Genomic DNA, 20,230 nt, shown 5'->3' with positions numbered 1-20,230 from the left:
TGCAAAAAAACAGCCGCTTGGCTGAACTGCCCCTCGAAAGTTGGACGAGATCCAACCTACGCGGGCAGTTCAAGCAAGCGGCTGTTTTCTATCAAGCGGCTCCGTGGCCGCCGGACTAGGCCAGCGCGGCCCGCTGCGCCCGCACCAGCTCGGCGATTCCGCCTTCAGCCAGCACCAGCATCGTGTCCAGTTCGGCGCGGGTGAAGGTCGCGCCCTCTCCGGTGCCCTGCACTTCCACGAATGCGCCGCTGCCGGTCATGATGACGTTCACGTCCGCATCGCAGGCCGAATCCTCCTCGTAGTCCAGGTCCAGCACGGAGCGCCCTTGCACCAGGCCCACGGACACGGCAGCCACGGCGTCGCGGATGGGATTGCTTGCCAGATCACCGCGCTTCATCAGCAAGGCGACCGCATCGGCCGCCGCCACCCAGGCGCCGGTGATGCTGGCGCAACGCGTGCCGCCGTCCGCCTGCAGCACGTCGCAATCCAGGTGCAGCGTGCGTTCGCCCAGCGCCTTCATATCGAACACCGCGCGCAGGCTGCGCCCGATCAGGCGCTGGATTTCCTGCGTGCGGCCGCTTTGCTTGCCGCGCGCGGCCTCGCGGTCGCCCCGTGTATGGGTGGCCCGCGGCAACATGCCGTATTCGGCGGTTACCCAGCCTTCCCCCTTGCCTTTCAGGAAAGGCGGTACTTTCTCCAGTACGCTGGCCGTGCACAGCACGTGGGTGTCGCCGGCCTTGACCAGCACCGAGCCTTCGGCGTAGCGCGTAAAGCCGCGCTCGAGGGTGAACGGGCGCAATTGGTCGACGGCGCGGCCCGACGGGCGGGCGATGGCGGGGGTAGTGGTCACAGGCAGACTCCAGGATGGCGTTGTTTCGCCGCATTGTACGGGCAGGCGCCGCAGGGAAATGGCGCTTGGAGTATCCTGCCGCGATATATCCGGTTGAAAAAACAGCCTCGCCCCAGCCCTGGGCGCCACGGCCCCGGCACAACCGGCTCTTATTCGAAGAATCACCAGGACACGCACATCATGATCCGCAGCATGACCGCTTTCGGCAACGCCCGCGCAGACCTCGAACAAGGCACGCTTGCCCTAGAGCTGCGCAGCGTCAACAGCCGCTTTCTCGACCTGTATTTCCGCCTGCCCGACGAACTGCGGCACGTGGAGACGCCCCTGCGCGAACTGCTTACCGCCAACCTGGCGCGCGGCAAGGTGGAAATCCGTGTTTCCTACACCCGCAACGCCAGCACCGACCTGTCCAAGCTGGACCCCGCCTGGCTGGAAAGCCTGGCCGAACAGCTCCAGGCCGCCCGCCGCATCGTCCCGGACATCGCGCCGCCGCGCCTGGTGGAACTATTCAACTGGCCCGGCCAGCGCGGCAACGATGCGCTCGATCCCCAGATATGGGGAGCCGCCTGCCTGCAAGCCGCCCAGCAGGCGCTGACGCAACTGCAGGAAGGCCGCGAACGCGAAGGCGAACGCCTGGCCGGCATGATGCGCGAATGCGCCGACGGCGTGGCGCGCGTCGTCGACATCGTCCAGGCCCACCTGCCCCAACTGCTGGCCGACCACCGCGACAAGCTGGCCGCCAAGCTACGCGAAAGCGTGGAATCGGCATTCCCCGGCGGCTTCACGCATATCTCGGGCGCCGAGCTGTCCGAACGCCTGTCGCAGGAAGCCAATCTGTTCGCGCTGCGCATCGACGTGGCCGAAGAGTTGTCGCGCCTGCGCTCGCATCTGGAAGAACTGCGCCATCTGCTGACCGATGCCGGCGGCAAGCCCACGGGCGGCAAGAAGAACGCCGGCAGCGCCGGCAAGCGCCTGGACTTCCTGTTCCAGGAAATGAACCGCGAAGCCAACACGCTGGGCTCCAAGGCCGGCAGCATGGAAGTCACGCGCGCCGCCATGGACTTGAAGCTGCTGATCGAGCAGATGCGCGAACAGGCGCAGAACCTTGAGTAGTGACCCAGACGGGGCAGGCAGGTGAGGACAAGAAGAATATGTCGATGAAGTTTGGTCGTGCCTATTGCGAAGCGCTTGATGGGTTTGTATCTCCATACCGAGCACGCGAGATCTACACCGATGAAGATCACGAGCACTATGGCAAGGAGCTTACGTTCGGCTGCGAAGACCCAGGTTGTCGGGCTCGTTTGACACCCGTTGGCATTTACATGGTGCGCAAGTCAAAACGCGCATTGCACTTTCGCACGAAGGAAGAGCACAAGGCTGGATGCGAGCTCGTGAAACCAGGCGACGGCGGCAAGGTACGGAAACCGTCCGAGCGTGAGGACGACTACAAGCCGACAAACTTCCCGACGGAACTGGATCTGAACCCGCCTAGGCGCAAGGGAAATGGTGGTTCCGACGATGGCGGCAGTGAAGGCGATGAGGGAGCAGGTGGTAGAAGCAGTGGCGGCTATAGCGGCGCAGACAAGCGAAAAACAAATAGTCGCACGCGTTATCTCGACCTCGTGGTGGACTGCTTTCTGTCCGGGGATGAAGACGGCAAGAGCGGAAATCTCACCATCGCCGGCAAGACGAAGCCGTTTGGCCGATTTTTCAAGAAGGTTCAGTACTTCGGGGACGAAGCTGGGTTGATCTATTACGGCCTCATTGATGGCCTAAAGATATATAACGGCAAGAAGGGAATCGGCTTGCGCTTTGCCGATTCCGTATGGGTGGAAAAGCGGCCCTATCGAATCTGGGCACATATATCCCAGGAAGTCATTGATGATTCCAGAAGAAAGAAGTCATTCTTGGCTGAAATCGCAGAGCTCAAGAAAGCGGTCGATGGCAAGGAGGATGTGGTCGCGTTCTTTGTGGGTGCCCATCCGGCCAAGACGCCAGTCGAATTGAAGGGCGGCGCCACGTTCGACCTGTACAGCGTCGAGCTATCAAGCGTCAATCATCTCTCGCTGGCATTTGCCAGGGCATAGGAGACCAATCGAAGATTGGACTAGCGGTCTGTCGCAATCCGTGAAAAGTTTGCCATGGCTTGGCCGCAATCTAGGCGAAGGCACCCGCCGCGGAAGCGCTTTAAAGGAGTGAAGCGGCGGCGAATCCCCTTGATGCATCTAATCCATTGGATTAGAATGCATCATGTCCGAAGTCCTGCACGGCGTCGCCGAGCTACCCTCCTACATCCGCTTGGCCGACAAGCTCCTGAGCGCGGAAGAGCGCCAAGACCTGATCGGCTACCTGGCCGAGCATCCCAAGGCGGGGGACATCATGGAAGGCACGGGCGGCGTGCGCAAGCTGCGCTGGCGCCGTGGCGGACAAGGCCAACCTGACCAAGGCCGAGCGCAACGAACTGACTGGCCTGGTGGACGTGCTGGTGAACATCTGGAAAGGACGGGAAAAATCATGAGTGCCGCATTTGAAAACATCAAGCAGGGACTGCAAGAGGCCATCGCCCATGCCAAGGGTGACGAGCGCGGTGTGCGCGTGCATCGCCCCCGAGAAATCGACGTGAAGGCCGTGCGCGCCAAAGTGGGCATGACCCAGGAGCAATTTGCAGCGCGCTTCGGCTTCTCCACCGCGACCCTGCGGCACTGGGAGCGCGGTGACCGCACCCCCCACGGCCCGGCGCTGGTGCTGCTCAATGTTATCGAGCGCAACCCGCAAGCCGTGATCGAAGCATTGGCCTGAGTTCGGGCGCCCTACAGATTCAGGCGCAACAGCGCAGCGATCGAGGAGCAAGGGGCGTGTCCCTTGCGGCTGCCCAAATCCCCGCTTAAAATCTGACCAATCTAGTCAGAATAAGGAGGGCAGCATGCACGCCTGGCAAATGCAAGAAGCCAAATCCCGCCTGTCCGAGGTCGTCAAAGCGGCCGGAAGCGATGGTCCACAAGAAATCACCGTGCATGGCCGTTCTGTCGCGGTCGTGCTCTCCCGATCGGACTTCGACAAACTTTCTGGCACGGGAGAATCTCTCGTCGCCTTCATGCGCCGCTCCCCCCTGGCCGGAGATGAATCCCTCGACTTTCCTCGCGACGACAGCCTGACGCGCGAGGAAGGACTTTGAGCTATCTCATCGATACCAATGTCTTGTCGGAATTGCGTCGAAAGCAAGCAGACGGCAACGTGGTCAGGTGGCTCGATCAGCGACCGCCCACCACGCTGTTCCTGTCTGTCCTGACATTGGGGGAGCTACGCAAAGGCATTGAATTGATGCCGGAAGGCGAACGAAAACGCAGTTATCTGGACTGGCTGGAGGTTGAACTCCCTCGGTTCTTCAGTGGCCGCGTTCTGGCCATTGATGAAGCCGTCGCGGATCGCTGGGGACGCCTGGCCGCTCAAGCCGGGCGCGCGCTACCGGCGATCGACAGTTTGCTGGCGGCCACAGCGCTGACGCGCGGACTGACACTCGTCACGCGTAACGAACGGGATTTCCAACACCCGGGCCTGAATGTCATCAATCCCTGGAACGTCTGAAGGCTGGGCCCCCTCGGTCTTTCAACGCACCTCGCCCGCCGCAGGCTCGCCGCGCAGCGCCGAATCCAGGTAGTCGCTGCGCGCCCGCGCATCGGGAAACCGCATGTCCCGATAATTCACGAAGCGCGAACCGCGCGCCAGGCGGTAGCCGGCCCAGATCAGCAGGAACAGCGGAATGCCGATATAGGTCGCGACGACGCCGCCCCAATCGATCTTGTCCTGCAGGAAGGCCTGGTAGTTCTGCCCCAGCGTGATGATCAGGCAAAGCACGAACGCGAAAATCGGGCCGAATGGGAAGAACGGCGAAACATAGGGCAGATCGGCCAGGCTGTTGCCCTGCTTCACGTAGCCGCGGCGGAACCGGTAGTGGCTGATCGCGATGCCCAGCCATGCGATGAAGCCCGTCATGCCCGACGTATTCAGCAGCCAGATGTAGACGGCATTCGGGCTGAAGATGAACGTGAAGAAGCACAGGGCCGCCACGGCGGTCGTTGCCAGCAGCGCCCACAGCGGCACGCCGTTGCGCGAAATGTAGCCAAAAATGCGCGGCGCCTTGCCTTCCCGCGCCAGGCTGTAAAGCATGCGCGTGGCCGCATACATGCCCGAATTACCCGCCGAGAGCACCGAGGTCAGCACCACGGCGTTCATGACCGAAGCCGCGCCCAGCAGGCCGGCGCGTTCGAAGATGAGGGCGAACGGACTGACGCTGATGTCCGCGACGTCATTGCGCAGCAGATGCGGATCGGTATAGGGAATCAGCAGGCCGATCACCAGGATGGCCGCCACGTAGAACAGCAGGATGCGCCAGAAGACCTGGCGCACGGCGCGCGGCAGGTTGCGCGCCGGATCCTTGGATTCGCCCGCGGCGATGCCGATCAGTTCGGTCCCCTGGAACGAGAACCCCACCACCATCGCCACGCCGATCAGCGCGGCGAATCCGCCCGCGAAAGGCGCGTCGCCGACCGTCCAGTTGGCCAGGCCGCCGGTTTCGCCGCCGCGGATGATGCCCAGCAGCATCATGACGCCCATCGCCACGAAGCCCAGCACAGCGATCACCTTGATGAGCGCGAACCAGAATTCCGCTTCACCGAACCCGCGCGCCGACATGGCGTTCAGCCCGAAGGTGATCGCCAGGAACAGCGCGCTCCAATAAAAGCCGGGAACATCGGGGAACCAGTACGCCATCACAAGCTGCGCGGCCACCAGGTCGACCGCGACGGTGACCGCCCAGTTGTACCAATAGTTCCAGCCCAGCGCGAAACCGAAGCCGTCTTCGACATAGCGGGCGCCGTAGGTGGAAAAGGAGCCCGACACCGGCATGGCGGCGGCAAGCTCGCCAAGGCTGGTCATCAGGAAATAGACCATGATGCCGATCAGCACATAGCCGAGCAGCGCGCCGCCGGGGCCGGCGCGGGCGATGGTCGCGCCAGAGGCCACGAACAGCCCGGTGCCGATGGACCCGCCTACCGCGATCATGGTCAGGTGGCGCGCGGATAGCGTGCGGCGCAATTCGGACGGCCTGTCCGCCTCCGTCTTGCGCGTGCCGCCCGCGCGGCGTTCACCGTGTTCCGATGGTGCCAAAATGCTTTCCTTCACGTCATGAAGGCACCCCGCGCAATGCGCCCGGGTGCCCTGGGATTTCCGAGCAACGGGCGAGAATAGCGCAAGTGGCCCCGCCAAGAGAAATGACGGGGCGTGGGGGACGGATCTCGAAGCGGCCTAGGCCGCCGAGGTCTGGCTCGGGCCTGGCGCTATTGAAACGCCGTTTCCATGAAGGTGCGCAGCTTGCGCGAATGCAGCCGTTCCGGCGGCATGTCGCGCAAGCGCTCCAGCGCCCGGATGCCGATCTCCAGGTGCTGGTTCACCTGGCGGCGGTAGAACGCGCTGGCCATGCCGGGCAGCTTCAGCTCGCCATGCAAAGGCTTGTCGGAGACGCACAGCAAGGTGCCATACGGCACCCGGAAGCGGAAGCCGTTCGCGGCGATGGTGGCGGACTCCATGTCCAGTGCGATCGCGCGCGACTGCGCAAAACGCTCTACCAGTTCGACATGGTCGCGCAGCTCCCAGTTGCGGTTGTCGATGGTGGCGACGGTGCCCGTGCGCATGATGCGCTTCAGGTCCCAGCCCGACAGCCCCGCCACTTCTTCCACCGCCTGCTCCAGCGCCACCTGCACCTCGGCCAACGCCGGAACCGGGACCCAGGTGGGCAGATCGTCGTCCAGCACATGGTCTTCGCGCACATAGCCGTGGGCCAGCACGTAATCGCCCAGCCGCTGCGAATCGCGCAGCCCCGCGCAATGGCCCAGCATCAGCCAGGCATGCGGGCGCAGCACCGCGATATGGTCAGTGATGGTCTTGGCGTTGGACGGACCCACGCCGATGTTGACCAGCGTGATGCCGGAATGGTCTTCGCGCACCAGGTGGTAGGCCGGCATTTGCGGCAGGCGCACCGCCTGGTCTTCGTCGCCGGGGCCGCTTTCGCCGCGGCGGGTGATGCGGTTGCCGGGCTCGACCAGCATCTCGTAGTCTTCGTTGCCGCTGGCCATGAGCGCCCGGGCGCGGGCGCAGAATTCGTCGACGTAGAACTGATAGTTGGTGAACAGCACGAAGTTCTGGAAGTGCGCTGGTGCGGTGGAGGTGTAGTGCTGCAGGCGATGCAGCGAATAATCCACCCGCTGGGCGGTGAACGGCGCCAGCGGCTTGGGCTCCCCTGCCTTGCCGCGCCATGAGCCGTTGACGATGGCGTCATCGGTGACGGCCAGGTCCGGCACGTCGAACAGGTCGCGCAAGGGGCGCTTGAGCGCCTCCAGGTGCTCGCCTTCGACATAGGCGCCTTCGGGAAAGGCGAAATGCAGGGGAATGGGGGAATCGGATTCACCGACCTCGACCGCCACCCGGTGGTTCTGCAGAAGCTGGCCGACCTGCTCGATCAGGTAGTCCCGGAACAGCGCGGGCTGGGTGACGGTGGTCTGGTAGATGCCGGGTTCGGCCACATGGCCGTAAGAGAGCCGGGTGTCGATCGGGTCGTAGGTTTCCACCACGATGCGGATGGCCGGATAGTAGGCGCGGGCGCGTTCGCGGCCGTTGCCGGCGCCCTTCAGGACCTCGCGGAACGCCGCCCGCAGGAATGCGGTGTTGCGCGCATAGATCTCCACCAGCCGGTCCACCGCGGTCTCCGCATCCTGGTAGGGCTCGAAGGGCAAGGCGTCGGGCCGGTTCATGGAGGACAAAGGGTGTACTGCGTTCATCATTGAGCTCTACTCCGCTTTCTTATCCGTCTTGCTTGCGCGGCCGCTCTCGGCGGTAATGCCGAAGGCCGATGCCAACGATTATGCCCGAGCCGATGAAAGATGAAGTGTCATACGCGGACGCGGACCGGAGGCGGTCTTCTATGCGTGCGCGTCCGATAGGTGGCGTGCGCGTCCGGCCATCGCGGTTACGTACGGCCCACCGGGCGGCGTAACGAGAGCGCGCGGATTATGCTGCAACGCACTACAAATGTAATGAAACTTTATTCCATTATAATCGTGAAGCATTCCGGGGTTCCGCCCTGGGGTCGCCCCCTTTCCGCCGGCTTGCCTCTTGAAGGCCGAGCCATGCCGCCCACTCCGATTCTTGAAGTGACGTAATGACGCCGCCTACGCGAAAAGTCCGAATTGCCCAATTCCGCATTCCCGCATTCCTGTCAGCGCCCATCCTGGCCCTGACCCTGTCCTGGATACCCGGCGCCGCGCAAGCGTCCCTGGCCTCCCAACAAGCCCGCCCGACGCTCAGCGGCCTGCGCATTGCGCAGGAACCCACGGTGCCCACGCTGCGCGAGCTGGTCGTGCAAGCCGGCCTGGACGCGATCGGCACGCCCTATAGCTGGGGCGGCGACGACGCCGAAGGCTTCGACTGCAGCGGGCTCGTCCTGTATGTCTTCCGTGAAATCGCCGGGCTCGAACTGCCCCGCACCGCGCGCGCACAGCGCAGCGAGGGGCAATCGGTAGCGGCCAAGAAGGAACTGCGCCCCGGCGACCTGGTCTTCTTCGCCACGCGCGGACGCGGCGTGACCTCGCACGTCGGCATCTATATCGGCCAGAACAAATTCGTCCACGCGCCGCGCCGCGGCACCAAGGTGCGGGTGGACGACATGAAGAATTCCTATTGGACCAAGCGCTATGTCGGCGCGCGGCGCTATCTGGATACGACGCACGGCCAGATGCTGGCCCAGGCCTCCCCCTGAACGGATAGGCGGCGGACGGCGCCCGGCGGGCGCCAGGAAGGGACGGCAGGCCGGACCCGCGTTGGCATCCGCATGCGGGCAAACCGGGGCATGTCCCAGGCGTTTCAGCCGCGGCCCACGAAAGGCATGTTGGTCGCCATGATCGTCATGAACTGCACGTTGGCTTCCAGCGGCAGCCGCGCCATGGCGGCGACGGCCTGCGCCACATGCGCGACGTCCATGCGCGGCTCTACCTTGGTGCTGCCATCGGCCTGCAGGATGCCGGCCGCCATGCGTTCCGTCATCTCGGTCGCCGCATTGCCGATATCGATCTGGCCGCAGGCGATGCCGTAGGGACGGCAATCGAGCGAGATCGATTTGGTCAGCCCCGTGACGGCGTGCTTGGTGGCGGTGTAGGCAATCGAGAACGGCCGGGGCGCGTGCGAAGAGATCGAACCGTTGTTGATGATGCGGCCGCCGCGCGGCGTCTGCGCCTTCATGACGCGGATCGCGGCCTGAGCGCACAGGAACATGCCGGTCAGGTTGGTATCGACCACCTCGCGCCAGACGGCAACGGGCAGGTCCTCGATCGGCACCGCGGGCGCGCCGCGTCCGGCGTTGTTGAACAGCACGTCCAGGCGGCCGTACTCGCGCTGGGCGGTATCGAAGAGATCGCGCACGGCCTGCTCGTCGGACACGTCGGTGGGCACCACCAGCGCGCGCACGCCGTCCTCGCCGGCCGCGGTGCGCGTCGCTTCCAGAGGCTCGCGCCGGCGCCCGGCCAGCACGACCCGATAGCCTTGCGCCAGGAATTCCAAGGCCACGGCGCGGCCTATGCCGGTGCCGGCGCCGGTCACCAGGGCTACTCGGGGGGGATCGATCTCGTTCGTATGCATCGGATTCTCCTTCTTCTCAATCCGCGAGATGCTACCCGAATCATTCTGGCGATGCTGCAAGCGAAGGTTCCAAGCGCAACACACTTTCAGCGCTGCACGTAAGCAGAAGAAAATTATGCGCGGCACCGCACCGGGTTATCCCCCTGTTGGCCCTTACGATTTGCTATCCTTCGAGTCTCAGCATCACACGCCGGTCATCTCTTTCATGCATGCCACTCCCGGAAACGTCTTCATGGTCGTCGCGCCCAGCGGCGCCGGCAAGTCCAGCCTCGTCAAGGCCCTGCTTGCCCAAGACCCGTCCATCCTGCTATCCATTTCGTGCACCACCCGCGCGCCCCGCCCCGGCGAAGAGGACGGCCGTGAATACCGGTTCGTATCGGCTGAGGAATTCAGGGTCATGCGCGACGCGCAGAACCTGCTGGAATGGGCGGAAGTGCATGGCAACTTCTATGGCACCCCGCGCGACCGCATCGACGAGGCCACCAGCCAGGGGCGCGACGTCCTGCTGGAAATCGACTGGCAAGGCGCACGCCAGGTGAAGCAGCGCTTCCCGCGCGCCATCGGCATTTTCGTGCTGCCGCCGTCCATCGAAGAACTCGAAAGCCGCCTCAAGGCGCGTGGCCAGGACGAGCCCCAAGTCATTGCGCGCCGCTTGATGGCCGCGGGCGGAGAAATCGCCCATGCGCCGGAATGCGAATATGTTATTATTAATCAAGAATTTAGCGTAGCCCTGTCGGAACTGACCCAAATCGTCAGCGCCGCTCGGCTGCGCTTTTCGTCTCAGGCCGCCCGCCATGCCCAGTTGTTTGCGCAACTCGGCATTCCGGCCGAACACTGAGCCGAACGCATTCTCCCTATCATCCATCAGCACCAGGTGTCCTAATGGCTCGCATTACCGTCGAAGACTGTCTGAACCAAATCCCCAACCGTTTCAAGCTCACGCTGGCCGCGACGTACCGCGCCCGTGAATTGGCCCAGGGCCATGCCCCGCGCCTGGACAGCAAAGACAAGCCCACGGTCACTGCACTGCGCGAAATCGCGGGCGGCCTAACCGGCGTGGAAATGCTGCGTAAAGTTCCCACCTGATACTCTCCGGGGGGCGGCAAGCATGGCTTTTCCCGGGCTGAAGTACGCTTCATCTGGTCTGCTTGCCGCACTACGTGCCGGCTCCCGCCTTGGGCGCCGCACGGGCAAGAAAGACAAGAATTCCCCCACGCCACCGTCCGTCGCCGCACAAGAAGCGGCGGACGCGACCGCATCTCCGGTCGCCTCGCTGGCGCCGCTGACCGAAATCATCGGCAGCTACCTCGACAAGAAAGACGTAGAGCGCGTGCGCGAAGCCTATCGCTTCGCCGATCAGGCGCATCTGGGCCAGTTCCGCGCCAGCGGTTCGCCCTATATCTCGCATCCCATCGCCGTCACCGAAATCTGCGCGGGCTGGAAGCTCGACGTCAACGCGCTGTCCGCCGCCCTGCTGCACGACGTGATGGAAGACCAGGGCATCGCCAAGCACGAGCTTGCCGAGAAATTCGGCCCTGAGGTCGCCGAACTGGTCGATGGCCTGTCCAAACTCGACCGCCTGGATTTCGCCACCAAGGCCGAACAGCAGGCCGAGAGCTTTCGCAAGATGCTGCTGGCCATGGCGCGCGACGTGCGCGTCATCCTCATCAAGCTGGCCGACCGCCTGCACAACATGCGCACGCTGGACGCGGTCAACCCGGAAAAGCGGCGCCGCATCGCCCGCGAAACACTGGACATCTACGCGCCCATCGCGCACCGGCTGGGCCTGAACCTGCTGTTCCGCGAACTGCAGGACCTGTGCTTTGCCGCGATGTACCCGAATCGCTATCAGGTGCTGTACAAGGCCGTGCTGGCCGCGCGCGGCAATCGCCGCGAAGTGATCACCAAGATTGCCGACTCGGTGCGCGCTTCCCTGCCCGCCGCCGGCATCGAGGCCGAAGTGACCGGCCGCGAAAAGACGCTCTTCGGCATCTACCGCAAGATGGTGGACCAGAAGAAGTCGTTCTCCGACGTGCTGGACATCTACGGCTTTCGCATCGTCGTCCACACGCTGCCCGAATGCTATCTGGCCCTGGGCACCCTGCATCAGCTCTACCGGCCGGTGCCCGGCAAGTTCAAGGACTACATCGCCATTCCCAAGGTGAACGGCTACCAGTCCCTGCACACCACCCTGGTCGGCCCTTACGGCACGCCGGTGGAATTCCAGTTCCGCACGCGCGACATGCACCATGTGGCCGAAGAAGGCGTGGCCTCGCACTGGCTGTACAAGGGCGCGGACCTGACGCTCAACGATCTGCAGAAGCGCACGCACCAATGGCTGCAGTCGCTGCTGGACATCCAGAGCCAGACCGGCGACTCGGGCGAATTCCTCGAACACGTCAAGGTCGACCTGTTCCCCGACGCGGTCTATGTGTTCACGCCCCGGGGCAAGATCATTTCGCTGCCGCGCGGCGCCACGCCGGTGGACTTTGCCTACGCCATCCACACCGACATCGGCAACCAGGCGGTCGCCGCCAAGGTCAACGGCGAATTCGTGCCGCTGCGCACCGAGCTCAACAGCGGCGACACGGTCGAGATCGTCACCTCTCCCGCGTCGCGGCCCAACGCGCAGTGGCTCAACTACGTGCGGACCGGGCGCGCGCGCTCCGAGATCCGGCATTACCTGCGCACCGTCAAATACGAAGAGTCGGTCGCCTTCGGCGAACGCCTGCTGGGCCAGGCGCTGCAGGAACTGCGCATGCCCCTGCCCGCCACCGACGATCCCGCGTGGCAGAAACTGGCGCGCAGCACGGGCGCCAGTTCCCGCGAAGAGATCCTGGCCGACATCGGACTGGGCAAGCGCCTGGCCGCGGTCGTCGCCCGCCGCTTCGCGCCCGAACACCAGCTCGTCGCCACTACCGCGGCCGCGGTGGACGAACTGACCTCGGCGCGCAGCGCCCCCATCCTGATCCAGGGCAACGAAGGCCAGGCGGTGCAGCTCGCGCCCTGCTGCGGGCCGCTGCCGGGCGATCCCATCGTGGCGGGCATGCGCATGGGCCACGGGCTGGTGGTGCACACCGCCGACTGTCCCGTCGCCATGCGCCAGCGCCTGCGCGAACCCGAACGCTGGATCAACGTCGGCTGGGACGCCCACACCGCCAAGCACCTGGCGACGCGCCTGGACATCGTCACGCGCAACGAACGTGGCGTACTGGGACGGCTGGCGGCGGAAGTCACCGCCGCCGACGCCAATATCATGCACGTCACGATGCACGACGACGCGGTGTCCACCGTTTCCCTGCACCTCACGATCCAGGTCGACAGCCGCAAGCATCTGGCCCAGGTCATCCGCGCCATCCGGCACGTGCCGCAGGTGCAGAAGATCGTCCGCGTGAAAGGCTAGGCGGCATTCGTCCCAAACAAAAGGCCGGCAGCAATGCCGGCCTTTTGCCTTGCGCGCCGCTGCCGCGCGCGGCCCGCCAATCAGGTGACGTGCTGAAGGAAATCCTTCAGGCGCTGGCTGGGCGGATCGCTCAGCAGTTCGGCGGGCGGGCCGTCGTGCGCGATCTTGCCGCCGTCGATGAAGATCAGCCGGCTGCCGACCTTGCGCGCGAACTCCATTTCGTGCGTGACCACCACCATCGTCATGCCCTCCTCGGCCAGATCCCGCATGACCTTGAGCACTTCGTGGCGCAGCTCGGGATCCAGCGCGGACGTGGGCTCGTCGAACAGCATCAGCTTGGGTTTGATCGCCAGCGCGCGGGCGATCGCCACGCGCTGCTGCTGCCCGCCCGAGAGTTCCGCCGGATAGTGGTTCATGCGCTCGGCCAGCCCCACCTTGGCCATCAGCGCCTCGGCCGCCTCGCGGGCTTCGGCGCTGCTCTGGCCCCGCGTGTGGACGGGGCCGAACATCACATTTTCAAGCGCCGTCATCTGCGGGAACAGATTGAACTGCTGGAACACCATGCCTGCTTCGCGCCGGATCTCGCGCACTTGCGCCGCCCCGCCCTTCACGCTCAGGCCGTCCACCAGCAGGTCGCCGTCGTTGATGGTTTCCAGCACGTTGATGCAGCGCAGGAAGGTGGATTTGCCGGACCCCGACGGGCCGACCACCACCACGACCTCGCCCGCGTCGATATTCAATGAAATGCCATTGAGCACCGTGGACTCGCCGAAGCGCTTGGTGACGTTGTGAAATTCGACCATGCTCATAATATGCGCATCCTTTTTTCCACCAGGTGCAGGCCCAGCGCCATCAGCCCCGTCAGGATCAGGTAGACAATCGCCACCGCGGACCAGATTTCGACCGCGCGAAAGTTGCTGGCCATGATTTCCTGGCCCTGCCGCGTCAGCTCAGCCACGCCGATCACGATGAAGAGCGATGAATCCTTCAGGCTGATGATGCACTGGTTCCCCAGCGGCGGGATCATGCGCCGGAACGCCACCGGTCCGATGATATGGAACAGGATCTTGTGAAAGGGCAGCCCCATGGCCTGCCCGGCTTCCTTCAGGCCCTTGTGCACCGACAGCAGCGCCCCCCGCACGATCTCCGAGATATACGCGCCCGAGTTGATGATCAGGGTGACGATGGCCGCCCATTCGGCATCCACCCGGATGTCCGCCAGCAATGGCAAGGCGAAATAGATGAACATGACCTGCACGACGATCGGCGTGCCGCGGATGACCGCGACATAGACTTGCGCGATGCCCGACAGTATCGGATGCCCGTAGGCCCGCGTCACGCCCGAGAGCGCGCCCAGCAGGAAACCGCCCGCCAGGCCCCAGAACGTGATCTTGATGGTCATGAGCGTACCCTCGAGCAGATTGGGTAGCGCATCCTTGATTACAGTCCAGTCGAACTCCACGATATTCCCCCTACGCGGCGCCGCGCCGCATCATGGCGGACGCGCCGGCGGACGGCGGCGGCAGCCGGCCGGGGTCCGGCATTGCCGCCGGAAACCGCCCAGGCCCGCTGCCGGCGCCGCGCGCCCGAGAAAGCCGCCCGCCTATCCGTTCAGGGCTTCTTGCCAAACCACTTCGTGTAGATCGCGTCGTACTGGCCGTTGGCCTTCAAGGTGGCGAGCGCCTTGTTCACCTGGGGAACCAGATCGCTGCCCTTGGGGAAGGCAATGCCGTAAAAGTCACCGCTCTTGACCGAGCCGATCACCTTCACGCGGCCCTTGCCGGCGGTGTTGGCGTAGTACTGCACGTTGGGCGTGTCGTGCACGGCGGCATCCACGCGCCCGGTCGCCAGTTCGAGGTAGGCGTTGTCGATATTGGGGAACAGCTTGAGCTTGGCTTCCGGCACCTGCGCCCGCAGGAAGTCCACCGTGGCGGTGCCGGTCTTGACGGCGACGGTCTTGCCGGCCAGGGACTTGGCGTCCTTGATGTCGGTGTTCTTTTCGCCCACCAGGATGGCCAGGCCGCTTTCGTAATAGGGATCGGAGAAGTCGATCACCTTCTTGCGGTCGTCGCGGATGGTGATGCCGGCCAGCGCGGCATCGATGTTCTTCGTCTGCAGGCCAGGGATGATGCCCGCGAAGTCCATCGGCTGCAGCTTGTACTTGAGGTTGAGTTCCTTGGCGATGGCCGCCCACAGATCTACGTCGAATCCCGTATAGGTATTACCCTGCTTGAATTCGAACGGCACGAAAGCGGTATCGGTGGCCACCACCAATTCCCTGCCCTGGGCCTGAGCGCCCGAGGCGGCGCCGAACATGGCCACTGACAGGCCGACCAGCGCAGCGGCGACTTTACGTTTGATCATGAAACTCTCCTCTTGGGGACCGTCGGCACCCCGGGGTTGTTGTAGGGGCATGATTCCTGGGTCGCGCCGGGCTCCCCCGGGCGGCTTACCGACGATCTTAACGCATCAGTCCCCACTCGGCGGCCGCCGGAAAAATTACAATCCGCGTGACACCCGGAGAACGCCATGCCCTACAAATACGTACGCATAGCCGGAAACCGGCGCCAGGTTGGCCTGGCGCTGGGCAAGTTGGCCCGCCCGATCATGGCGGCTTATCTGGCGCAAAGCGGAACCTGGGAAGCGCTGCGGCCCTGGCGCGGGCACCCCTATGTGGACGAGCTTGCGCAGCAGGCCCAGGCGGCCCTGCCCCAGATCTGGGAAGAACTCGAAGGGATGGCCGAAGGCCTGCGCATGCCCGCCAAGGACGTGCTGCTGTGGCACTGCCGGGGTGATCTGCTGCACAGCACCACCGACGGCTGCACGTCCGTCGCATTGAAGGCCGCCGATGGGTCGCGCTGGATCGGCCACAACGAAGACGGCGATCCCTATCTGTATGGACGCTGCCACCTGGTGGACGTGGCGCTGGACGACGCGCCCGGCTACCTGAGCTTCTACTATCCCGGATCGCTGCCGGGCCACACGTTCGGGGCCAATCGCGCTGGCCTGGTCCAGACGATCAACAACCTGCGCACGCGGCAACGGCATCCGGGCGTGCCGCGCATGTTCCTGGCGCGCGCGGTGCTGGATTGCACCACGCTGGAAGACGCGGTGGCCCTGCTGCGCGACCTGCCGCATTCCGGCGGCTTCCATCACATCCTGGGCGCCGCGGCCGATCCGCGCATCCTCAGCGCCGAGGTCACGCCGGGCGCCGTCTCCATCCACGAGATCGGCAGGCGCTACGGCCACGCCAACCATATGGTGCATGTGGAAACGCGCGGACAGGCGCAGATCGTCACCGCGTCGTCGCGGGCGCGGCAGAACCGCATCGAAGGCATCGTCGATGGCTGGTCTGCGGACTCGGACAGCGCGGATATCCTTGCCGCGCTCTTCGACACCGAAGGCGAGCTGCCCATCCTGCGCACCGCGCGCGACGATCCGGATGCCGAAAACACCCTCGCCACCGCGATCTTCGAGATACGCGATGGCGAGGTCGTCCTGCGCGTGCATGACCGCAAGCCGCGCGCGGATATCGCGCTGGACGTGATGTCCGATCCCGACTGACCGGAACCGGACATCCCCGCGCGGGAATCAGGCGGCGCCGTAGCCGCCGCCTCCCGGCGTTTCCACCACGAACACATCGCCCGGATGCAGTTGCGCGCTGTCCTGCGGCCCCAGTTCCTGGATGGTGCCATCGGCGCGCTCGACCGTGTTGCGGCCCATTGCGCCGGGCTGCCCGCCCGCCAGGCCGAACGGCGCATAGCGGCGGTTGTTCGACAGGATCGCCGCGGTCATGTCTTCCAGGAAGCGGATGCGGCGCACGCCGCCTTCGCCACCCGGATACCTGCCCGCGCCGCCCGAGCCCTTGCGGATCTCGTAGGATTCCAGGCGCACCGGGAAGCGGAACTCCAGCACTTCGGGATCCGTGAGGCGCGAGTTGGTCATGTGCGCCTGCACCACCGACGTGCCGGCGAAGCCCTCGTCATGCGGACCTGCCGCATCGATGCGCACCGGACCGGCGCCCGTGCCGCCCGAGATGGTCTCGTAGTACTGATGGCGGGCGTTGCCGAACGTGAAGTTGTTCATGGTGCCCTGGCTGGCCGCCAGCACCCCCAGCGCGCCATACAGCGCGTTGACGATGCACATGGACGTTTCCACGTTGCCCGCCACAACGGAAGCCGGCGAGTTGGGACGCAGCATCGAACCTTCCGGCACGATGATGGATAGCGGCACCAGGCAACCGTCGTTCAACGGGATGTCGTCATTGACCATGGTGCGGAACACGTACAGCACCGCAGCCACCGCGATCGCGCCCGGCGCGTTGAAGTTGTTTTCCAACTGCGCCGAGGTGCCGGTGAAGTCGACCACGGCGCTGCGCGCCGCGTTGTCCACCCGTACGGCAACCCGGATGACCGCGCCGTTGTCCAGCGGATACTCGTAGCTGCCGTCCTTCAACACCGAGATCACCCGCCGCACCGCCTCTTCGGCGTTGTCCTGCACGTGGCCCATGTAGGCGCGCACGACGTCCAGGCCGAAGTGGTCGCACATGCGCAGCAGTTCCTGCACGCCCTTTTCGTTGGCGGCGATCTGCGCGTGCATGTCGGCGATGTTCTGGTCGGGGTTGCGCGCCGGCCAGCGGCCCGAGCCCAGGATGTCGCGCGCGGCCTGTTCCCGGAATTCGCCGTTCTTCACCAGCTGGAAGTTGGTGAACAGCACCCCTTCGTCTTCCACCGTCTTGGAGTCCGGCGGCATCGAGCCCGGCGTGGTCCCGCCGATATCGGCATGGTGGCCGCGCGATCCCACGTAGAACAGGATTTCGCGGCCGGCCTTGTCGAACACCGGCGTAATGATGGTGACGTCGGGCAGGTGCGTGCCGCCGTGGTAGGGATCGTTCACCACGTAGGCGTCGCCCGGCATCATCTGCCCGGCATTGGCATTCATGACCGTGCGGACCGATTCGCCCATGGAACCCAGATGCACCGGCATGTGGGGCGCGTTGGCGATCAGGCGGGCCTGGGCGTCGAAAATGGCGCAGGAAAAGTCCAGGCGTTCCTTGATGTTGACCGAATACGCCGTGTTCTGCAGGCGGTAGCCCATCTGTTCGGCGATCGACATGAAGAGGTTGTTGAACACCTCCAGCATGACCGGATCGGCCTGGGTGCCAATCTTGCGGCGTTCGGCGCGCTCTTCCACGCGGCGGATCACGAAGTGGTCCTGCGCCGTCAGCTCGGCCTGCCAGCCGGGCTCGACGACCGTGGTCTGGTTGGGCTCGGAAATAATGGCGGGACCCGCCACCACGTCGCCGCCGGCCATGTCTTCGCGCACATACAGCGGCGTGTCGCGCCAGGCGCCGGCGCTGTACATGCTGACCTGGCGGCGGGCCGACAGCGCGCCCTGGCGGGTGCGCGACGTCGACGCCTCGGCGACGCGCTCGCCCCCGCCCGTGGCCTCGACCGAGATGGTCTCGACCACGAGTTCGCGGTCGGGCATCAGGAAGGAATAGCGCTGGCGGTAGGCGGCCTCGAAATCGCTGCGCGCCTGCTCCAGGTCGGAGTAAGCGACTTCCAGCGCGGTGTCGGTGCCGCGATACTTCAGGTGCAGGCGGCGCTGCACGCTGATGTCCGCCTGCGCCACATGCTGACGGCGCAGCTCGCCGACCGCCTGGCCGGCCAGGACGTCGAGCTCGTCCTTGAGCTCGGCCATCAAGGCGGCATCCAGCAGCTTCTCGACCGTTTTCTGGCGCATGTCCGTCTGATCGGCCAGGCCCATGCCATAGGCGGACAACACCCCGCCCAGCGGATGGGCGAAGACCGTGGTCATGCCCAGCGCATCGGCCACCAGGCACGCGTGCTGGCCGCCGGCGCCGCCGAATACGGTCAGCGCGTATTCCGTGACGTCGTGGCCGCGTTGCACCGAGATGCGCTTGATGGCCTCGGCCATGTTGCCCACGGCGATCTCGAGAAAGCCCTCGGCCAATTGCTCGGGCGACATTTCGCGGCCCGTCGCGGCGCGCACGTCGGCGGCCATGGCGGCAAAGCGGTCGACCACGGCGTCGCGGTCGAGCGCCTCATTGGCGTCGGGACCGAACACCTTGGGAAAGAAGTCGGGCTGGATCTTGCCGAGCAGGAGGTTGCAGTCGGTCACCGCGAGCGGGCCGCCGCGGCGATAGCACGCCGGACCCGGGTTGGCGCCGGCCGAATCGGGACCCACGCGCAGCCGCGCGCCGTCGAAATGCAGGATGGATCCGCCGCCGGCCGCGACCGTGTGGATGCTCATCATGGGCGCGCGCATGCGCACTCCCGCCACCTGGGTCTCGAACTCGCGCTCGAATTCGCCCGCGTAGTGCGACACGTCGGTGGACGTGCCGCCCATGTCGAAGCCGATGACTTTCGGAAAGCCCGCGATCTCGCTGGTGCGCACCATGCCGACGATGCCGCCGGCAGGTCCGGACAGAATCGCGTCCTTGCCGCGGAAGCGGTGCGCGTCGGTCAGGCCGCCGCTGGACTGCATGAACATCAGGCGGATGCCCGGCAGTTCGCCCGCCACCTGGTCCACATAGCGCTTGAGGATGGGCGACAGATAAGCGTCCACCACCGTCGTGTCGCCGCGCGACACGAACTTGATCAGCGGGCTGACCTCGTGCGAAGCGGAGACCTGCGTGAAGCCCATTTCGCTGGCGATGCGGGCCGCGCGCTGTTCGTGCGCGGTGGCATGCCAGGCGTGCATGAACACGATCGCGACTGCCCGGATGCCGCTGTCGTAGGCGGCTTGCATGCCTTCGCGCAGGCTGGCTTCGTCCAGCTCGCGGATGACCTCGCCATCGGCGGCCACGCGCTCGTCCGCCTCGACGACGGATTCGTACAGCATTTCCGGCAGCAGCACGTTGCGGTCGAACAGCCGCGGGCGGTTCTGGTAGGCAATGCGCAAGGCATCCCGGAACCCGCGCGTCGTCACGAGCAACGTGCGTTCGCCCTTGCGCTCCAGCAAGGCGTTGGTGGCCACTGTGGTGCCCATCTTCACACACTCGACCTGGTCCGCCGGCACGGGCTGGCCGGGCGCGATGCCCAACAGCTTGCGTATGCCCGCTACCGCGGCGTCGCGGTACTGCTCGGGGTTTTCCGAGAGCATCTTCGCCGTGGTGGTGGTGCCATCGGGGCGTCGCGCCACGATGTCGGTAAAGGTGCCCCCACGATCAATCCAGAATTGCCACTTCATAGGTATCCTCGAAAACAAGGGCCGCCGCGGCGCGCCCGGCCGCGGTCGGCTTGCGGATGACGGGGGCATGCCCCGAA

18 protein-coding genes are annotated in these 20,230 nt (G+C 65.1%); 10 read left to right on the top strand and 8 right to left on the bottom strand.

The window, feature by feature from the left end; translation table 11 throughout:
• Positions 1-115 precede the first annotated feature (115 nt).
• Positions 116-850, bottom strand: coding sequence for a ribonuclease PH (rph, locus tag ASE30_RS04770; RefSeq protein WP_057283069.1), 735 nt, complete (start codon positions 848-850; stop codon positions 116-118).
• Positions 851-1,030: 180 nt separating this feature from the next.
• On the opposite strand from rph, the gene ASE30_RS04765 reads away from it, so the two are divergent.
• From ASE30_RS04765 to ASE30_RS04745, 5 genes are all read left to right on the top strand, one after another.
• Positions 1,031-1,963 (top strand): YicC/YloC family endoribonuclease, encoded by a 933-nt coding sequence (locus ASE30_RS04765; protein ID WP_057283068.1) that lies wholly within the window; start codon positions 1,031-1,033, stop codon positions 1,961-1,963.
• On the top strand, positions 1,963-2,937 hold the full coding sequence (locus ASE30_RS04760) for a hypothetical protein (protein ID WP_200964381.1): 975 nt from the start codon (positions 1,963-1,965) through the stop codon (positions 2,935-2,937). The genes ASE30_RS04765 and ASE30_RS04760 overlap by 1 nt, the downstream gene beginning before the upstream one ends.
• Positions 2,938-3,364: 427 nt before the next feature.
• On the top strand, positions 3,365-3,649 hold the full coding sequence (locus tag ASE30_RS04755; RefSeq protein WP_057283276.1) for a DNA-binding transcriptional regulator: 285 nt from the start codon (positions 3,365-3,367) through the stop codon (positions 3,647-3,649).
• 124 nt (positions 3,650-3,773) lie between these two features.
• Entirely contained in the window at positions 3,774-4,025 is a 252-nt protein-coding gene (locus tag ASE30_RS04750) for a type II toxin-antitoxin system Phd/YefM family antitoxin (protein ID WP_057283067.1), read from the top strand.
• Positions 4,022-4,435: a type II toxin-antitoxin system VapC family toxin gene (locus tag ASE30_RS04745; RefSeq protein ID WP_057283066.1), complete on the top strand. Its 414-nt coding sequence runs from the start codon at positions 4,022-4,024 to the stop codon at positions 4,433-4,435. The genes ASE30_RS04750 and ASE30_RS04745 overlap by 4 nt, the downstream gene beginning before the upstream one ends.
• Positions 4,436-4,456: 21 nt before the next feature.
• Here ASE30_RS04745 and ASE30_RS04740 read toward each other — a convergent pair whose 3' ends face one another.
• Positions 4,457-6,016, bottom strand: a complete 1,560-nt coding sequence (locus ASE30_RS04740; protein ID WP_082601440.1) for an amino acid permease — start codon at positions 6,014-6,016, stop codon at positions 4,457-4,459.
• Positions 6,017-6,186: 170 nt separating this feature from the next.
• Positions 6,187-7,686, bottom strand: a complete 1,500-nt coding sequence (locus tag ASE30_RS04735; protein WP_369819285.1) for an AMP nucleosidase — start codon at positions 7,684-7,686, stop codon at positions 6,187-6,189.
• Positions 7,687-8,063: 377 nt separating this feature from the next.
• On the opposite strand from ASE30_RS04735, the gene ASE30_RS04730 reads away from it, so the two are divergent.
• Positions 8,064-8,660 (top strand): C40 family peptidase, encoded by a 597-nt coding sequence (locus ASE30_RS04730; RefSeq protein WP_057283065.1) that lies wholly within the window; start codon positions 8,064-8,066, stop codon positions 8,658-8,660.
• Positions 8,661-8,764: 104 nt separating this feature from the next.
• Here ASE30_RS04730 and ASE30_RS04725 read toward each other — a convergent pair whose 3' ends face one another.
• Positions 8,765-9,535, bottom strand: coding sequence for an SDR family oxidoreductase (locus ASE30_RS04725; protein WP_057283064.1), 771 nt, complete (start codon positions 9,533-9,535; stop codon positions 8,765-8,767).
• Positions 9,536-9,740: 205 nt separating this feature from the next.
• Here ASE30_RS04725 and gmk point away from each other — a divergent pair, with 205 nt between their 5' ends.
• Genes gmk through ASE30_RS04710 form a run of 3 tightly spaced genes read left to right on the top strand, consistent with a single transcriptional unit; the run spans position 9,741 to position 12,938 of the window.
• Entirely contained in the window at positions 9,741-10,373 is a 633-nt protein-coding gene (gmk, locus tag ASE30_RS04720; RefSeq protein WP_082601439.1) for a guanylate kinase, read from the top strand.
• Between the two features lie 44 nt (positions 10,374-10,417).
• Positions 10,418-10,621, top strand: a complete 204-nt coding sequence (gene rpoZ, locus ASE30_RS04715) for a DNA-directed RNA polymerase subunit omega (RefSeq protein ID WP_006219679.1) — start codon at positions 10,418-10,420, stop codon at positions 10,619-10,621.
• A 22-nt stretch (positions 10,622-10,643) separates the two neighbouring features.
• Positions 10,644-12,938, top strand: a complete 2,295-nt coding sequence (locus ASE30_RS04710; protein ID WP_057283062.1) for a bifunctional (p)ppGpp synthetase/guanosine-3',5'-bis(diphosphate) 3'-pyrophosphohydrolase — start codon at positions 10,644-10,646, stop codon at positions 12,936-12,938.
• A gap of 80 nt (positions 12,939-13,018) precedes the next feature.
• Here the strand turns inward: ASE30_RS04710 and glnQ are convergent, their stop codons facing one another.
• From glnQ to glnH, 3 genes are all read right to left on the bottom strand, one after another.
• Positions 13,019-13,747, bottom strand: a complete 729-nt coding sequence (gene glnQ, locus ASE30_RS04705; RefSeq protein WP_057283061.1) for a glutamine ABC transporter ATP-binding protein GlnQ — start codon at positions 13,745-13,747, stop codon at positions 13,019-13,021.
• The gene (glnP, locus tag ASE30_RS04700; RefSeq protein WP_057283060.1) at positions 13,744-14,400 is read right to left on the bottom strand and encodes a glutamine ABC transporter permease GlnP; all 657 of its coding nucleotides are present in this window, start codon (positions 14,398-14,400) and stop codon (positions 13,744-13,746) included. The genes glnQ and glnP overlap by 4 nt, the downstream gene beginning before the upstream one ends.
• A 149-nt stretch (positions 14,401-14,549) precedes the next feature.
• Positions 14,550-15,302: a glutamine ABC transporter substrate-binding protein GlnH gene (gene glnH / locus ASE30_RS04695; RefSeq protein ID WP_057283059.1), complete on the bottom strand. Its 753-nt coding sequence runs from the start codon at positions 15,300-15,302 to the stop codon at positions 14,550-14,552.
• 165 nt (positions 15,303-15,467) lie between these two features.
• Here glnH and ASE30_RS04690 point away from each other — a divergent pair, with 165 nt between their 5' ends.
• Positions 15,468-16,502, top strand: a complete 1,035-nt coding sequence (locus tag ASE30_RS04690; protein ID WP_057283058.1) for a C45 family peptidase — start codon at positions 15,468-15,470, stop codon at positions 16,500-16,502.
• Positions 16,503-16,529: 27 nt separating this feature from the next.
• Here ASE30_RS04690 and ASE30_RS04685 read toward each other — a convergent pair whose 3' ends face one another.
• Entirely contained in the window at positions 16,530-20,153 is a 3,624-nt protein-coding gene (locus ASE30_RS04685; RefSeq protein ID WP_057283057.1) for a hydantoinase B/oxoprolinase family protein, read from the bottom strand.
• Positions 20,154-20,230: the final 77 nt, after the last annotated feature.

The organism is Achromobacter sp. Root83 (assembly GCF_001428845.1).
In the GTDB taxonomy this organism is placed as follows: Bacteria; Pseudomonadota; Gammaproteobacteria; order Burkholderiales; family Burkholderiaceae_B; genus Achromobacter.
This window is presented reverse-complemented; position numbering and strand designations above follow the sequence as displayed.

Excerpts from the sequence above, each read along its gene's own strand:
- ASE30_RS04765 (WP_057283068.1), top strand. The coding sequence starts at position 1,031 with ATGATCCGCAGCATGACCGCTTTCGGCAACGCCCGCGCAGACCTCGAA.
- ASE30_RS04755 (WP_057283276.1), top strand. The coding sequence starts at position 3,365 with ATGAGTGCCGCATTTGAAAACATCAAGCAGGGACTGCAAGAGGCCATC.
- ASE30_RS04750 (WP_057283067.1), top strand. The coding sequence starts at position 3,774 with ATGCACGCCTGGCAAATGCAAGAAGCCAAATCCCGCCTGTCCGAGGTC.
- ASE30_RS04735 (WP_369819285.1), bottom strand. The coding sequence starts at position 7,686 with ATGATGAACGCAGTACACCCTTTGTCCTCCATGAACCGGCCCGACGCC.
- ASE30_RS04730 (WP_057283065.1), top strand. The coding sequence starts at position 8,064 with ATGACGCCGCCTACGCGAAAAGTCCGAATTGCCCAATTCCGCATTCCC.
- ASE30_RS04725 (WP_057283064.1), bottom strand. The coding sequence starts at position 9,535 with ATGCATACGAACGAGATCGATCCCCCCCGAGTAGCCCTGGTGACCGGC.
- gmk (WP_082601439.1), top strand. The coding sequence starts at position 9,741 with ATGCATGCCACTCCCGGAAACGTCTTCATGGTCGTCGCGCCCAGCGGC.
- rpoZ (WP_006219679.1), top strand. The coding sequence starts at position 10,418 with ATGGCTCGCATTACCGTCGAAGACTGTCTGAACCAAATCCCCAACCGT.
- ASE30_RS04710 (WP_057283062.1), top strand. The coding sequence starts at position 10,644 with ATGGCTTTTCCCGGGCTGAAGTACGCTTCATCTGGTCTGCTTGCCGCA.
- glnQ (WP_057283061.1), bottom strand. The coding sequence starts at position 13,747 with ATGAGCATGGTCGAATTTCACAACGTCACCAAGCGCTTCGGCGAGTCC.
- glnH (WP_057283059.1), bottom strand. The coding sequence starts at position 15,302 with ATGATCAAACGTAAAGTCGCCGCTGCGCTGGTCGGCCTGTCAGTGGCC.
- ASE30_RS04690 (WP_057283058.1), top strand. The coding sequence starts at position 15,468 with ATGCCCTACAAATACGTACGCATAGCCGGAAACCGGCGCCAGGTTGGC.
- ASE30_RS04685 (WP_057283057.1), bottom strand. The coding sequence starts at position 20,153 with ATGAAGTGGCAATTCTGGATTGATCGTGGGGGCACCTTTACCGACATC.